Genomic DNA, 15242 nt, shown 5'->3' with positions numbered 1-15242 from the left:
GTTTGGGAGGTGCGGCACCTGGGCGTTAGGCGGGCGGTGGTCGGGGTGGGAGTTGCCGTGGCCGGGCGGGGAAGTTGCGGTCGGCGAAAAGCGGTCGGATTTTTGCAGAGAATCGTGTTAGTTTTCCGGCCTCACGTAATCGGATGACGGGGGCTGGGCATGGGGACCGAGGTGCTCGTCGAGGCCGCAGGGCTGCAGAAGGTGCACGGCCCGGGCGGTGTGCGCGCCGTCGACGGGGTCTCGTTCGCCATCGAGCGGGGCGAGGCGTTCGGGTTCCTCGGGCCCAACGGCGCCGGGAAGTCGACCACGATGCGGATGATCGCGTGCGTCTCGCCGCCGACCGGCGGGCGGCTCACCGTCCTCGGCCGCGACCCGGTCCGCGACGGCTCCGCGATCCGGGCGCGCATCGGGGTCGTGCCCCAGGACGACGCCCTCGACGGCGAGCTGACGGTCGAGGAGAACCTGCTCATCTATGGGCGCTACTTCGGGCTGTCGCGGCGGCAGGCCCGCGACAGGGCGGTACAGCTGCTGGACTTCGCGCAGTTGACCGACAAGGCGGGCGCCAAGGTGGCCGCGCTGTCCGGCGGCATGCGCCGGCGCCTGACCATCGCCCGGTCGCTCGTGAACGATCCCGAGATCCTGCTGCTCGACGAGCCCACCACGGGCCTGGACCCGCAGGCCCGGCACGTGCTCTGGGACCGGCTCTTCCGGCTCAAGCAGGACGGCGTCACGCTGATCCTCACCACGCACTACATGGACGAGGCCGAGCAGCTCTGCGACCGGCTCGTGGTCATGGACAAGGGCACGATCGCGGCCGAGGGCTCGCCGCGGGCGCTCATCGAGCGGTACGTGACCCGCGAGGTCCTCGAGCTGCGCCTGCCGCCCGGCGCGCAAGTGCCGAAGGACGAGCGCGTCGAGCGGGTCGAGGAACTGCCGGACCGGGTGCTGCTCTACACCGAGGACGGCGAGGCGGTGCTGGCCCGGCTCGAGACCGAGCCGATCGCGGCCCTGGTGCGCCGGGCCACGCTCGAGGACGTGTTCCTGCGCCTCACCGGAAGGTCGCTGGTCGAGTGAGCGTCCTGGCGCTGCGCGAGTTCTCGTACTGGATGCTGCGCTACCGCAGCACCTGGCGATCCACGATTGTCGTGTCGGTCCTCAACCCGCTGCTGTTCCTGCTCGCCATGGGCGCGGGCCTGGGCCGGCTCGTGGACCGCAACACCGCCCCCGACACCCTGCACGGCGTCGCGTTCCTCGCCTTCTTCGCCCCCGGCCTGCTCGCCGCGGCCACCATGCAGACGGCCGTCATCGAGGCGACCCGCCCGGTGTTCCTGGCCGTGCGCCCGGGCGGCAGCTACCGCAGCGCCGTCGCCGGGCCCCTCGGCCCGTCCGACGTGCTCGCCGGGCACCTGCTCTACATCGCCTTCCGGATCGCCACCTCGGCGCTGTGCTTCGTCGCCGTGCTGCTGTGCTTCCCGGCGCTGCGGACCCCGGCGCTGCTCTGGCTGACCCCGGCCGCGCTGCTGACCGGGCTGGCGTTCGCCACGCCGTGCGCGGCCTGGGTCGCGACGCTGGAGACCGGGCAGCCGATGTCGACCCTGTTCCGCTTCGTGATCATGCCGATGTACATGTTCTCCGGGGTGTTCTTCCCGGTCGAGCAGATCCCGGCGGCGCTGCGCTACGTCGTCTACTGCACGCCGCTGTGGCACGGCACCGAGCTGTGCCGCGGCGAGCGGCCCGTCCTGCACGCCGCGTACCTCGGCGCGCTCACCGTCGCGGGCCTGCTGCTGGCCCGCCACACCTACCGCCGGCGGTTGTTCGCATGACCCGTGCCCTGCTGCTCGTCGAGCGCAACCTCATGATCTACCGGCACACCTGGGCGATGCTCGCCGCCGAGGTGCTGGAGCCGCTGCTGTACCTGCTGTCGATCGGCGTCGGCGTCGGCGCGCTCGTGGGCGCGGTCCCCGGCGTCGGCCCGGGCATCAGCTACGCCCAGTTCGTCGCGCCCGCCCTGCTGGCCACCGCGGCCATGAACGGCGCCCTGAACGAGACGGCGTTCGGCCTGTACTTCAAGCTCCGCCACGAGCGCACCTACGACACGATGGTCACGACCCCGCTGACGGTGCGCGACATCGCCCTGGGCGAGACGGCCTGGGCCCTGCTGCGCGGCGCCGTCGCCAGCGGCGGGTTCCTCGCGGTCGTGGCCGTGCTCGGCTTCGCCCGCTCGCCCTGGGTCCTTCTCGCCGTGCCCGGGGCCGCGGTCGTCGGCTTCGCGTTCGCGGCCGCGGGGCTGGCCGTGGCCACCTTCCTGCGCGGGCCCGGGGACTTCCAGCTGATCCAGCTCGTGATGCTGCCGATGTTCCTGTTCGCGACCACGTTCTTCCCCGTGACGGTCTATCCGCGGCCGGTCCAGTGGTTCGTGGAGGTGCTGCCGCTGTACCACGCGATCCAGCTCCTGCGCGAGCCCGCCCTCGGCCACGTCGGGCCCGCGCTGCTGCCGTCGCTGGTCTACCTGCTCGCCTTCGGCGCCCTGTCGCTGGCGATCGCCCTGCCCCGCCTGCGCCGCGCACTACTGGCCTAGGTGCCTGCTTAGGAGACCGCTGAATCATCCGGTTTCCGGGCCGGGGTCTGGTCGGCACGGGTGCGCCGGTCGCCAGCCGGCCGGCGACTCATGGCAAAACGGACCAGTACGAAATGTCTCCCGAACCGGCGGGGCGGGCATGCTCAACCGGCCCGCCCCCTCGTTCGGACCCTAACCCAGACCCTTTGCTACCAATGGGTCACCATAAATACTTCGGACATTCTCATCGATTGACTCCTTTCAAAGGACTTGAGTATTGCGCCGGGTCCGGACATCGATAGTGTTCGCCTGACGACCCACCCGTATCCCGGGAAGGAGGCCGCTATGAAGTCCGTGCGCACGCTCTGAGCGAGCAGAGGTCACCTCGATGATGCGCCGGCGGCTCGTCCGAACGCCGCCGGCGCACACCCTCCCCCGGCACTTCGAAAAGGACCCCGCATGTCGCTGACCGATCGCATCACGGTGCCATTCAAGGGCGACGGAGAGGGGACCGAGGAGCTGACCTGGGGGCAGTTCGCGGCCTGGCGCTCGATGCAGGTCGTCGAGGCCACGGAATGGGCGGGCGGTACGATGGCGCTCGCCGAGGGGACCACGGTGGGGTACATCGCGACGATGCTGGGCTTCATCATGGGCCGGCACCAGTCGCTGCGCACCCGGCTGGTCCCGGACGGCGACGGCCCGCCGCGGCAGTGCCTCGCCCCGGCCGGCGAGATCACGCTCGAGGTCTACGCCGCCGGCGACTCGCCCGAGGACATCCGGGAGCGCTACGAGAAGGCCCCGTGGGACCCGATGGCCGACTGGCCGGTGCGGATGGCGGTCGTAGCCGACGGCGAGCGGGCCCTGCACCTCGTCGCGCTCTACTGCCACATGGTCATCGACGGGTACGGCTTCGAGGCCCTCGTCGCCGACCTGGCCAACCTCGACCCGGCCACCGGCGCCGCGCTCGGCCCGGTGGAGGGCATCCAGCCCCTGGACCTGGCCCGCGCCCAGCGGGGGCGGGCGGCCCGGCGGGCGCACGAGGGGTCGCTGCGGTACTGGGAGCGGCACCTGCGCGCCATCGCCCCCCGCCGCTTCCCCGACCGCCTGGAGCCGGCCGGCGAGCGCTGGCAGGAGGCGACCTTGACCACCCCGGCGACCGCCCTGGCCCTGGCCGCCGTCGCCGGGCGCGCGAAGGTCCACTCCGGCACCGTGCTGCTCGCCGCCTACGCGGTGATGCTCGCCGGCCTCTCCGGCCAGCCCGTCGGTGCGTTCCGGATCGTGGTCAGCAACCGCTTCCGCCCCGGCTTCGCCGCCTCGGTGAGCAACCTCGCCCAGGCCGGCCTGGCCGTCATCGACACCGAGGGTGCCACCTTCGACGAGGTCGTCGCCCGCGCCTGGAGCGCCCAGCTGGCCGCCGGCATGCACGCCTACTACCACCCGAAGGACCTCTGGGCGCTGGTCGAGCGGGTCGGCCGGGAGCGCGGCGAGGAGCTGGACACCCTCTGCTACTTCAACGACCGCCGCCGCTCGGCCGCCCAGGGCGGCGCCGACGGGCCGCCGCCGTCCCCGCACGAGATCAGCGCCGCGCTGCCGGCCTCGCGGCTGCGCTGGGGCCCCCGCTCCGACGAGTTCGACGCCACCTCGTTCCTGCACGTCGACGCGGCCGGGGAGGGCATCGAGCTGACCTGGCGGGTCGACACCACGGCCGTCTCCCCGGCGATGCTGGAGTCCGGCCTGCGCGAGATCGAGTCCCTGGTCGTGACCGCCGCGCTGACCGGCGACCTGGCGGGGCACCCGGCGTAGCCGGGCTTGCGCCGGCCACCGCCGGGTGACCCGTCGACGCGTCCGGGTCACCGGCCAGGTCGATTGGTAAGGCGTGTCGATGTCCGCCGACGCGATCGTGTGGCTCAGGGAAGACCACAAGGACGTCTTGCTGCGGGAGACGCGGATCAGGTCGGCGATCCCGGTGAGGGGCAGGTCCGGTGGTCCGGAGAACCGCAACCCAGGTCGATCGGCGGATGCAGGCTAAGCGCGGCCGTGGACAGGTGGACCCGGCCCGTCATCGAGGTCCGGCGGCCAGGTAGGTGAGGACGGCCAGTACCCGGCGGTGCTGGTCCGGTTCTGGCGGCAGCCCCAGGCGTTGGAAAATGGTGCGGATGTGGGACTCGACGGTGCGGTGGCCGAGGAACAGCTGACGGGCGATGGCCTGGTTGCTGTGGCCCTCGGCCATGAGGGCCAGGATCTGGTGCTCCCGTTCGCTGAGTCCGCTCACCGGGCGGGCCGGCCGGTGCGGTGCGGGTGCGGGGTCGGCCAGGGCGAGCCGCGCGGCCGAACACACCGCGGCGAGCAGCGTTGGATCGTCGCGCAGCGCCGCGTCGTGGACGAGGACGGTGGCCCGCCTGGGGCTGCGGTCGATTTCGGTAGTGGCTACGGGGGTACCGGGCGGGGGCGGTGCCAGCGGTGAACCGTCCGCCGCCACCAGGGCCGGTGTCGCCTCGTACCGGTAGGCGATGGTCAGCGACGGGTCGCCGAGCGTGCGGCTGAGCAGGTCGCGGAGCCGGGGGACCGGGATCGGCCGCTGCAGTTCCACGAGGAGGGTCGCAAGGGCGGTCCGGCCGAGGTGGGCGTGCAGCACACCGGCGAGGAACGCCAGCGGTATCAGGCTGAGGGTGGCCTGGTAGGCGACGAGGCAGGCGGCGTGCAGGGGCAGCAGCCCGTCGAAGGCGGCGGTGAGCGCGTCGGCGGTGCCGGCGAGCGCCGCGGCGGCGAAGACCGGTGTGAGAATGCCGCGCATGGGCCGGGTAGCGCTGATCCACCGGCGGCCGAGCGTCAGCACGACGCCGATGATGAGGGCCGTGCCGAGCAGGTTGACGACGCGGGCATGCAGCGTCAGCAACTGCGGCTGGGCGGCGGCGGGCAGCAGCTCGGGCCGGCCGAGCAGCACGCCGAGCGGGTGGAGGCCGAAGCAGAGCAGATATCCGCTCGTGACCAGGCGCCGTTCGACCGGGCCGGGGAGCCGGCCGCTCGGAAAGGCCAGCAGCAGGTGGGCCGCGATCGGGTTGGACGCCAGGGCGAGCGCGACCCCGACGGCCGCGATGGCAGGCTGCGGGACGAAGCGGAGGTCCTCGGCGATGTAGCCGACGCCGACCAGGATCATCAACAGCCCGACCCGATTGGCCGGGCGGCGCAGGGAGGCGACGACCCCGGCGGTCAGGAACAGGTACCCGGCCGTCGCGTCGACAACCAGCTGACCCGCGCTGTAGGACGGAGAGCGCGACTTGCACGCCAGCACGACCATCCCGAGCACCGCCCCGGCCGCGCTCAGCGCCAGTGCGGCCCGGTGAGCGCGGCCGGCCGCCGAATCCGGTGCGAGTCGGCCCACCACCGCCTCCGTCGTCACCGATCGATACTGACCGATCACAGGGGGGTGGTCAAGGCGCGGATTCAGTGCCTGCACGGAGGCGTGCCGGGCCTGGTGACGTCCATCCTGAGTGCCGAAGAGCGGTGTGCAAGAACCAGTGTGAAGGAGCTCGGAGATGGACGAGTCGACGGCGCAAGGATCGGCCGAGGCCGGTGCGCCGGTGTCCCGGCGGCGGATACTGCGGCTGGCCGGCGAGGCCGCGGGGGTGGCGGCGGCGGGCGCCCTGGCCGGCGCGGTGGCCGGCTTCGACAGTCCGGCGGCCGCGACCGCGGTGACGAACGGCCGGACGATCCTGAACAAACCATGCAGCCCGTTCGCGTGCGCCGACGAGCAGCGGGCACTGGGCGTCTGCCCACCCGATCCGCATGTGACGGCCCAACTGCCGGCCCGGCTGCCGAACGTGCACCGCACGTTGGTCCAGCGCGAGGCCTACGTCGCCAACGCGTTGCCCGGGGACCTCTACCTGTCGCCGGGCAACGGGGACGGCACCATCGGCGGGCTGCTGGCCCAGCTGACGGTCCCGCAGGCGTACGACCACATGGGGATCTTCCTCGACGCCGGCTTCTCGATCCGGCACTGCACGTTCAGCAAGGAGCGGATGGCGAAGCACCCGGTCGGTGACGTCCTGGGCACGCCCGCTCCCACGCACGGGTTCGACGAGAACGTCGTGCGGTACGGCTGGCCCGGGACGCTGACCCAACGGGTCACCGACGCGTGGCGGGAGGCGACCCCATCCGGTGGCCGGGTGGCATACCGGGACGAGTTCAACGCGTCGTACGACATCGAAGCGATCGAGTTCGCGCCGACATGGGGGCCGGGTGGCGTCACCGATCTGCGGCGGCCGCTGGTGGTGCGCCCGTGCCAGGAGACCGCCGCCGTGCGGCGGGTGCTCATCGCGGTCGCCGAGGCGGCTCGCCGTACCAACGGCCACTACCGCTTCTACGGGTACACCGACGCGTCCATCGCGCTCAACCCGGCGAAATCCGGTCCGGGCCTGACCGTGGCCTTCCAGGACCCGCAGACCGGCACGTGGCTGAACCAGAACTTCAACGCCGTCGCCGATCCGTGCCGCCCGAACCGGCAACCGGCCGACGCCTCAGTGCCGCTGGTCTGTTCGTCGTTCCCCTGGTACGCGGTGTCCCTGGTCAGCAGCGGCGTGGTCCGCGGCGTCACCGCGCAGGACTGGGGTCAGTCCTACAAGATCGTCCTCGACACCGGGAAGTCCGCCGAGAAACAGTGCCAGCGCCACCTGACCGGCACCACGTCCGGTCACGTGGTCGACCCGGCCACGTTCGACGGCCTGGTGGTGTTCGACGCCGCCCAGCGCGCCAGGGCCGCCGCCTGGCTGAACACCTACCTGACCGACTACGTCCGAGCCGAGGTGGCCCGGCAGGAACCCGGCCTGCTCACCGCGCTCGGCTACGCCGCCATCCCGGTCGGACTGCTCGCGGCGATCTTCGCCGGGGCCGAGACGACCGCGCTGCTCGTCGCGTTCGGGCTGCCACCCGCGCTGGCCGCCGAGATCGCCGCGACGGGCAACGACATCGCCAAGGCCGTGGCGAACCAGCTGTGCAACGCGCTGGCCAACGACGACTGCGGCCTGTCCGGGACCACGTCCACCGCCTGGTCGGCGCCGGGAACCGGACGGGCGGTCGGCCCGGACGACACCGCCTGGTTCTGGTCGGCACCCGCCGGCATCGGCCCGGACGGCACGATCCAGGGGCTGTACGGCAGCAACGTGCCCGCCGCCATCCGCGCGGCCCGGCTGGTCCACGAATACGACGCGATCTGGGCGGCGAGCGAATCGTACGGTGGCGTCACGATCCAGGTCCGGCGCGACAACGGGACGGGCCTACAGCCGGTACCCGGCGCGACGGTCCGGTTCGCCTGCCACACCTTCGCCACCGACGCGACCGGCCACGCCACGCAGATGGACGGACTCCCCGAAGGCATCTACCTCGTCGCCGCGTTCTTCACCGACCCCGTCACCGGCTACGTGTGGAACATCGACGACAACAAACCGGTCGACGTGGAGATCCGGCCCGGCAAACCGGCCACGCTCGACATCGTCCTCGCCCCGCCGCCGGCCGCCCTGCGCAGCATCCTCGTCCACTGCGAGATCGACGTCGTCGACCGGGTCCTGATCGGGCACGACAACTGGCAACACGACAAGTCGGATCTGGCCGTACCCATCGGCCCCGCCGGCGACCCGGGCAACCCCGCCGACCAGACCGGCTGGACGCGTCGAGTGGCCATCAGCAGCTCCGCACCGGCCGGCGACGCGAGCGGTGAGGTCGTCGTCAACCTCGCCTGGCGCCCGGACTTCGGCGTCGAGGTGGCCGTCGTCGCCTACCTCAAGGACAGCGACGTCGTCGGGAACGACGGCATCCTGATCGAACGGGCCGCGAGATTCATCATCCCCGAGGACGGCTGGCAAGAAGCGGCGTTCGATCTCGACGGCGGTGGCATCGTGCCGAACCGCGCCTGGATGCGGCTGCACCTGACCAACAGCCGGCAAGCATAGGCTCCGCAGCGGCGCATCACCAATGCTCCACCACCTCAATCGCGTCCTCGAGGTGACGGTTGTCCCGCGTGAGCCGATCAATGTCATGAACGACGATGCCGTCGAGCCGCGCCCCGGTCGAAGTCGCGGGGCCCGGCGGGAAGGAGGACGCCACCACCACGGTGAGCACGAGCAGGGCCCGGGATCGGGCCGCCGGGGACCTTCACGAAGGCGAACGCCACGGGAAGGACGACGAACACCAGGATGAACTCGGCGACCATCCGGGGGACGGTGTCATCCGCAGATGACGATCAACCCATACTCTCGTGGACGATGCGCATCGCGAGCTACAACGTCGAGAACCTGTTCAACCGGGCCAAGGCGCTGGACCAGCGGACCTGGGCGGACGGGCGGCCGGTGCTGGAGGCGTTCGCGCGCGCCGGCGAGCTGCTCGAGGAGCCCGTCTACACCGACGAGATCAAGCGCGAGATCCTGCGCGAGCTCACGAAGCTGGGGCTGCGGGGCGGCGATCTGGCGAAGTTCGCGCGGCTGCGGCAGAACCGGGGCCGGCTGCTGCGCCGGGCCCGCGACGGCCGGGTCGAGGTCGTCGCCGGCGGCCGCGCCGACTGGATCGGCTGGGTCGAGCTGACCACCGACCGCTGCGACGAGCAGGCGCTGCTCAACACCGCCCGGGTCATCCTCGACCTGCGCGCCGACGTCCTCGGCGTGATCGAGGCCGAGAGCCGCCACGCGCTCAAGCGCTTCACCGAGGGCGGGCTGCGCGGGTTGTACCGCCACATCCAGGTCATGGACGGCAACGACGAGCGCGGCATCGAAGTCGGCATCATGTCCACCGCCGGGTTCCCGCTCGCCGGGCAGCGCACCCACGTCGACGACGCCGACGAGCGGGGCCGGGTGTTCAGCCGGGACTGCCCCGAGTACCACGTCGTGCTCCCCGGCCGCGCCGAGCCCCTGGTCGTGCTCGTCAACCACCTCAAGAGCAAGGGCTACGGCGGGAAGCTCGCCTCCGACGCGACCCGCCGGCGCCAGGCCGCCCGCGTCGCCGCGATCTACCGCGCCCAGGCCACCCCGTTCGTGGCCGTCGTCGGGGACCTCAACGACACCCCGGACAGCGAGCCCCTCGCGCCGCTGCTGCACGACACCGACCTGCGCGACGTGTCCGCGCATCCGGCGTTCGACGACAACGGCCGGCCCGGCACCTACGGCTCCTGCACCGCGCGGAACAAGCTCGACTACGTGCTGCTGTCCCCGGCGCTGTGGGCGGCGACGACCGGCGGCGGCATCCTGCGCAAGGGCGTGTGGGGCGGGCGCAACGGCGTGCTGTGGCCCATCTACGACACCATGACGAAGGCGGTGCACGCCGGCTCCGACCACGCGGCCATCTACGCCGATATCGACCTCGACAAATTGTGATGACACATTCGGTGAAATCTCTGCCCAAGGTAGCGGAGACATTGCTGCGCGTGACAATCTTGGGATCGGAGCAGCACGCCATTCGGGGGTCGGATGCGGAGGGGAGATGACGGCTACTGCGGCGTCGACGAGCCTTGCCTCCGGCGAGCCCCCGATCAACTTCGCCGCCCACCAGCTGCGGGCCGGCAACCTCGCCGGTGCCCGTGACGACTTCGAGCAGATGCTCGCCATGCTGCTCGCCGCGATCCACCCGGGCGCGCGGGCGATCAGCGCCAACCCCGGCGACTGGGGCATCGACATCCTCCTCGGCGAGCTGTCCGGGCTGGTGGTGATCTGGCAGTCGAAGTACTTCTGGCCGATCGTGACCCGCTCGCACCAGGGCCAGATCCGGGAGTCCTTCGACTCGGCGGTCGCCGCGGCGGCGCGCAACGGCTACCGGCTCGCGCAGTGGGTGCTGTGCGTGCCCGCGAGCATGGACGCGCCCACCGCCCAGTGGTGGGACAACTGGCGGGCGCGGCGGCAGCGCGAGACCGGGGTGCAGATCGAGCTGTGGCACGAGAACGTGCTGCGCAACCTGCTCGTCAAGCCCGACTGCGCGCACGTGCGCCGCCACTTCTACGATCCCTACGCCGCGCCTTCGGGGCCGGTGCAGGCGCCGCGGGTACCGCTGCATGATCTGGATCCCGAGCACGACTCGGCGCTGGACGGCGCGCTGTTCGTGCGGCAGCTGCGGGCCGCCGGGCACACCGAGGTCGGCGCGGCCAAGCGGGAGTACTTCAACGCCGACCTGCTCGCCCGGGAGATCCTTGACAAGCGGGTGCCCGCCGAGCTCGACGCGCTGGACGAGGCCGACGGTCTGGTGCACGGCATCTGGGAAGGCCAGTTCAACTATTTCGTCGTGCGGTGGCCGCGCGATGCGACGCTGCCGGGCCTGCACGCCTCGGTGATGCGCGAGATCCGCTCGACCGGCGGGTTTCCCCTGTCGCTCACCGCCGTCCACCGGTGCGGGCTCATGCACCGGGTGGTCGAGCAGCGGCGGGCGGGCTGGGTCCGGCACTGGCGGGAGCTGCTGTGAATCGGGAGCTGCTGTGAATCCTGACGAGTTCGCGGTGTTCCGCCGGGCGCGGCTGCTGCTGGTGCTGCTCGCGGCCGGGGAGCCGGTCGACGCCGAGCGGCTCGGCGCCTACGAGTTCCTCGCCGGGCAGCCGCTGCTGCTCGCGCGCGCCGAGGACGACCCGGACCGCACCGCGCTGCGCCTGGCCGGGTTCGACGACCGCACGGTCGCCTACGCCAGCCCCGCCCAGCGGTACGTCACCGCGCAGCTCAGCCTCGGCAAGGACCTCGCCGCGCTCGTCGCGCAGGGGCTCGTCGCGGTGACGGCCGCCGGGCGGGTCACCTACCGCCTCACGGAAGAGGGAGCGACCATGGCCCGGCGATTCACGGCGATGTATGCTCAGTCATACATCACAGCGGTACGCATCGTCATCCGTCGCCTGCGGCGCCTGAGCGGTCGTAAGCTTCGAGAGAACCTGCGACAGTGGCTCCTCCCCGTCCCAGTCAAGGACGTGCCATGATCGGCTTGCGCACCCAGGGCATCCGGATCAGGCGACTGCGCCTGCACGGCGACGACCGCGACTACGACGTCGACTTCCGCGCCTCCGACGACACCCCGCGGCCGCTGTCGGTCCTCGCCGGCGCGTTCAGCACCGGCAAGACCACGATCCTCGAGTTCGTCGACTACTGCCTCGGCGCCAACGACCATCCCCGCCACCCGGAGATCACGCCGAAGGTCAAGTCCGCGACGCTGGAGGTCGAGCTCTCCGGCTCGCCGTACCTCATCGAGCGCGCCGTCGGCGAGCCCTCGATGTTCGCCTACGTGCGCGCCGGCCGCCTCGACGAGCCCGGTGCCGCCCCGCGCGTGCGCCACACCCTGCGCCCCGCCGGCCACCCCGGCAGCCTGTCGAGCCTGCTGCTCTCGCACTGCAAGCTCCAGGGCGTCCACCTCTCCCTCGACACCGCGGCCGAGCCCCATGACCCACTGAGCTTCCGCGACCTGATGTGGCTGTGCTTCCTGCCCAACGAGCGCCTCGACGGCAAGGACCTGCTCTTCGAGAGCGTGCCGATCAAGCACCTCAAGCTCCGCCAGGTCGTCGACGTGGTCTTCGACGTGCACGACGACCACACCGTCGAGATCGGCCGGCGCATCCGCGCCGTCGAGGCCGAGCTGGCCGCGGCCCGCACCGCCTACCGGGCCGCCGAGCAGCTCGTCGAGGACCAGCACGTCGGCTCCCGCCTCGACCTGGAGGCCCTGGAACAGTCGGCCAAGGACGAGCTGACCGCGTGCGCCCAGTCGCTGGCCGCCTTGGACGCCCGGGCGCGGGCCGCGACCGCCTTCGCCGCCGACCTGCGCGAACGCCACCGCGACGCCGCCCGGGCCGCGCTGGCCGCCGCCGACGAGCTGCGCGACCGCGAGACCCAGCTGCAGCGGATGATCCCGCTGCGCGGCACGTACGCCGACGACGTGTCGAAGTGGACGATGCTCGCCGAGGCCGACCGCCTCTTCGAGACCGGCGCGGGGGCGTGCGCCTCCTGCGGCGCCGCGCTGGTCGCGTCCGACGAGCGCTGCCCCGCCTGCCGCTTCCCGGTCGGCCCCGTCGACGTCTCGGGCGAGCTGCGCTCGGCCAAGACCCGCCTCGCCGAGCTGACCCGGCACATCGAGGACCTGGAGCGGGAGATCCCCGTGCTGCGCGCGGCCGCGTCGCGCGCCCAGGACGCCGAGTCGCGGGCCGCGGCCGAGGTGGACGCGGCGACGTGGCACGCGGTGACCCCGTTCCTGGCCGAGCGCGACGCGATCGCCCACCGCCGCGAGGAGGCGGCCGCCGTGCGGCAGCGCGCGGCCGACGGCCTGCGGCTGGTGCTGAGCCTGGAGCGGCGGGCCAACGGCATCCTGCAGATGATGGACCAGCTGGAGGCGGACCGCGACGAGCTGGGCGCGGCCGGCACCCAGGCCCGGCGGGCGGACCGCTCGGCCGTGGTGCGCCGCGTGAGCGAGCGCTACCGGGCGATCCTCGCCGAGTTCCGCTACCCGAAACTGGCCGACGCCTACCTCGCCGAGGACCTGACGCCGTACGTGCGCGGCGAGCCCTACACGGCCGCGTCCTCGGGGGGCCGGGTGCTGATCACCCTCGCCTGGCAGCTGGCCATGTTCGAGACTGCGTGGGAGACCCGCTCGTCGCACCCCGGGTTCCTGCTGCTGGACAGCCCGCAGAAGAACCTCGGCGCGCTGGGCGACCTGGAGGACGGCCGGACCATCGAGCGGATCTACAGCCACCTGGAGGCCTGGCTGGCGGGCCGGGGCGTGGGCGCCCAGATCGTGGTGGCGGACAACACCCCGCCCCCGACGGCGGCCGCCGACGTGATCGTGCGCTACTCCCGCCGGCCCGACCAGCCGCCGTACGGTCTGATCGACGACGACTTCTGAGCCGGTCAGGCGCCCTTGCGGGTCGCGACGATCACGGTGCCGACGCGCTCGACGTCGTCGTGTCTGATCACGTCGTACCGCTGGATCGCCGAGGCCTCGTCCACGCCCGCCCAGAGCACCTGCACCCGCAGCGTGTCGTGGCCCTTCACGGTCGTGTACGTGCACGTGGTGTCGTCGTCGCGATGGGCGCTCGCCTGCCGCTTGCCCAGGCGCTTGGCGACCTCGGCGGCGGGGAGCACGGCGCACGGGTCGGGCCGGTCGGCGGCGCCGCCGAGGTGGCCGGGGGGCTGCTCGACGGGGCGGATGCGGTACCACGCCAGGCGCTCCCCGTCCGAGACGAGCACCGCCGAGCCGCGCTGGGGTACGGCGTCGGCGGGGAGCATGGTCGCGTAGGGCGCGGAGACGCCGTGCTCGCCGACGCCCGACACCGCCGTGAACGGGGCCGGCTGCGGGGCCGGGCCGACCGCGTAGAGCCGGCCGCCCTCGCGTACGAGCGCCCGCGCGGTCCGCTCCGCGCGCCAGCGTTCGTGGCCGTCGGCCAGCGCGAACGCCTCGAGCGCGCCGTCGGTGCGGTCGGTGCTGCCGCCGGACTGCGCGACGATCGCCACGTCGCCCTCGACGGCCAGGTCGCAGAAGTCGGCGCAGCCGTCGCCGTCGCGCTGGACGAGCCGCTTGCCGTCCGGGCCGAAGAGCTGGAAGGTCCGTTCGCCGCGCACCAGCGTCGCGCCGTCACGGACCAGCAGGCCCAGCCCACCGTCGTCGGCGTCCGGGTCGATCGTGGTCCGCGAGCGCAGCGCCCCCGTGCGCGCGTCGCGGATCTCGAGGCGGTCCTCGAGCCGGTCGTCCTCGGTGCAGGCCAGCCGCAGCGCGGTCGTGCGGCCGTCGCCCGCCGTGGCGCGCAGGTCGCATCCCTCGGGCAGCTCGGCGCTCCACAGCCGGCCGCCGTCGCCGGCCGCCACCGCGTTGATCGTGCCCGCACCGGGCGCGGAGCGGGTCGCGACCGTGGCGGCGTCCTCGTCGGTGTGGCCGATGCGGGAGCGGCCCTCGTCACCGGTCTTCTGGTCGCCGGGGGTCGGCTGGGCGTTGACGTGCATGTTGTGGGCCGCGCCGCTCGGCTCCGGCGTCTTCGCCGCGGACTTGGAGGCCTTCGGCTTCGGCGTCGCGGCCGCGGACTTCGCGGCGTGCGGGCCCCACGTTGCCTCCGGGATCGCGCCTCTCCGCGACGCAGCGGGCGTCGCGGATTTCGCGGACTTGCCGGTCCTCGGTGCGTCGCGGGGGTCGGCCCACTGCATCGGCGACGCGTGCTCGGCCGGCTCGCCGACCAGGAGGGCCGGGCCGGCGGCCATGGCCTCGGTGCGGGCGGTCAGGGGCATGCGCCAGCGGACCGTGCCCGTCCGGGTGGACAGGGCCGTCAGCTCGGCCTTCTTCGTGTCCCGGTGGTACGTGTTGACCAGCACCGAACCCGCGCCGAGGTCGTTCTGGGACCACAGCACCGTGCCGTACTCGCCGGACGTGTCGAGCCGGCGGCGCCACTGGACCGTGCCGGTGTGGGCGTCGATGCCGGTCAGCTCCGTGCCCGCGCCCGCCTGCGTCACGATAATGTCGGCGGTCGGGTCGTAGCCCACCAGGTCGCGGGCGGTCGTCGCGAACGTGGCGCCGCGCACCAGATCGCCCGCCCGTAGGCCGGCGCCGCTCGTCGTCGCGGTCTCGAACGAGGGGGAGACGGGCGGCTCGGGATGGGCGGCGACGCTGGCGGTCAGCACCGCCGCCGGCACGACCAGCAAACCCGCCGCGGCATACGGCCTCACGACATCCCCCGCTCTTCGACATGCGTCTCAAAGACGCT

The 15242-nt window shown here is 72.7% G+C and carries 12 protein-coding genes; 9 read left to right on the top strand and 3 right to left on the bottom strand.

Annotated elements, in window-relative coordinates:
• Nucleotides 1-159 precede the first annotated feature (159 nt).
• The 4 genes from AC6JBM_RS29120 to AC6JBM_RS29105 all read left to right on the top strand — a co-directional run bounded on the left by AC6JBM_RS29120 (nt 160) and on the right by AC6JBM_RS29105 (nt 4360).
• On the top strand, nt 160-1074 hold the full coding sequence (locus AC6JBM_RS29120; RefSeq protein ID WP_497977236.1) for an ABC transporter ATP-binding protein: 915 nt from the start codon (nt 160-162) through the stop codon (nt 1072-1074).
• On the top strand, nt 1071-1823 hold the full coding sequence (locus AC6JBM_RS29115) for an ABC transporter permease (protein ID WP_497977235.1): 753 nt from the start codon (nt 1071-1073) through the stop codon (nt 1821-1823). Before AC6JBM_RS29120 ends, AC6JBM_RS29115 begins: the two co-directional genes overlap by 4 nt.
• Complete coding sequence (locus AC6JBM_RS29110; RefSeq protein ID WP_497977234.1) at nt 1820-2578, top strand: ABC transporter permease; 759 nt, start codon at nt 1820-1822, stop codon at nt 2576-2578. The genes AC6JBM_RS29115 and AC6JBM_RS29110 overlap by 4 nt, the downstream gene beginning before the upstream one ends.
• A gap of 438 nt (nt 2579-3016) precedes the next feature.
• Complete coding sequence (locus AC6JBM_RS29105) at nt 3017-4360, top strand: condensation domain-containing protein (protein ID WP_497977233.1); 1344 nt, start codon at nt 3017-3019, stop codon at nt 4358-4360.
• A gap of 256 nt (nt 4361-4616) precedes the next feature.
• Here AC6JBM_RS29105 and AC6JBM_RS29100 read toward each other — a convergent pair whose 3' ends face one another.
• The gene (locus AC6JBM_RS29100) at nt 4617-5939 is read right to left on the bottom strand and encodes a helix-turn-helix transcriptional regulator (protein ID WP_497977232.1); all 1323 of its coding nucleotides are present in this window, start codon (nt 5937-5939) and stop codon (nt 4617-4619) included.
• Between the two features lie 154 nt (nt 5940-6093).
• On the opposite strand from AC6JBM_RS29100, the gene AC6JBM_RS29095 reads away from it, so the two are divergent.
• Entirely contained in the window at nt 6094-8502 is a 2409-nt protein-coding gene (locus AC6JBM_RS29095) for a hypothetical protein (protein WP_497977231.1), read from the top strand.
• A gap of 16 nt (nt 8503-8518) precedes the next feature.
• Here AC6JBM_RS29095 and AC6JBM_RS29090 read toward each other — a convergent pair whose 3' ends face one another.
• Nucleotides 8519-8671, bottom strand: coding sequence for a hypothetical protein (locus AC6JBM_RS29090; protein WP_497977230.1), 153 nt, complete (start codon nt 8669-8671; stop codon nt 8519-8521).
• 143 nt (nt 8672-8814) lie between these two features.
• On the opposite strand from AC6JBM_RS29090, the gene AC6JBM_RS29085 reads away from it, so the two are divergent.
• The 4 genes from AC6JBM_RS29085 (at nt 8815) to AC6JBM_RS29070 (ending at nt 13396) form a co-directional block, all read left to right on the top strand.
• Nucleotides 8815-9915 carry an endonuclease/exonuclease/phosphatase family protein gene (locus tag AC6JBM_RS29085; protein WP_497977229.1) on the top strand — a complete coding sequence of 367 codons (1101 nt, stop codon included), beginning with the start codon at nt 8815-8817 and terminating at the stop codon, nt 9913-9915.
• 106 nt (nt 9916-10021) lie between these two features.
• Nucleotides 10022-10990 (top strand): hypothetical protein, encoded by a 969-nt coding sequence (locus tag AC6JBM_RS29080; RefSeq protein ID WP_497977228.1) that lies wholly within the window; start codon nt 10022-10024, stop codon nt 10988-10990.
• Between the two features lie 13 nt (nt 10991-11003).
• Nucleotides 11004-11489 (top strand): hypothetical protein, encoded by a 486-nt coding sequence (locus AC6JBM_RS29075; protein ID WP_350609778.1) that lies wholly within the window; start codon nt 11004-11006, stop codon nt 11487-11489.
• Nucleotides 11486-13396, top strand: a complete 1911-nt coding sequence (locus tag AC6JBM_RS29070; RefSeq protein ID WP_497977227.1) for a DNA recombination protein RecN — start codon at nt 11486-11488, stop codon at nt 13394-13396. Before AC6JBM_RS29075 ends, AC6JBM_RS29070 begins: the two co-directional genes overlap by 4 nt.
• A 5-nt stretch (nt 13397-13401) precedes the next feature.
• Here the strand turns inward: AC6JBM_RS29070 and AC6JBM_RS29065 are convergent, their stop codons facing one another.
• Nucleotides 13402-15204, bottom strand: a complete 1803-nt coding sequence (locus AC6JBM_RS29065) for an outer membrane protein assembly factor BamB family protein (RefSeq protein ID WP_497977226.1) — start codon at nt 15202-15204, stop codon at nt 13402-13404.
• Nucleotides 15205-15242: the final 38 nt, after the last annotated feature.

The organism is Dactylosporangium thailandense (genome assembly GCF_059739745.1).
The sequence above is the reverse complement of the archived record's forward strand: the minus strand, read 5'-3'. Positions and strand labels throughout refer to the sequence as shown.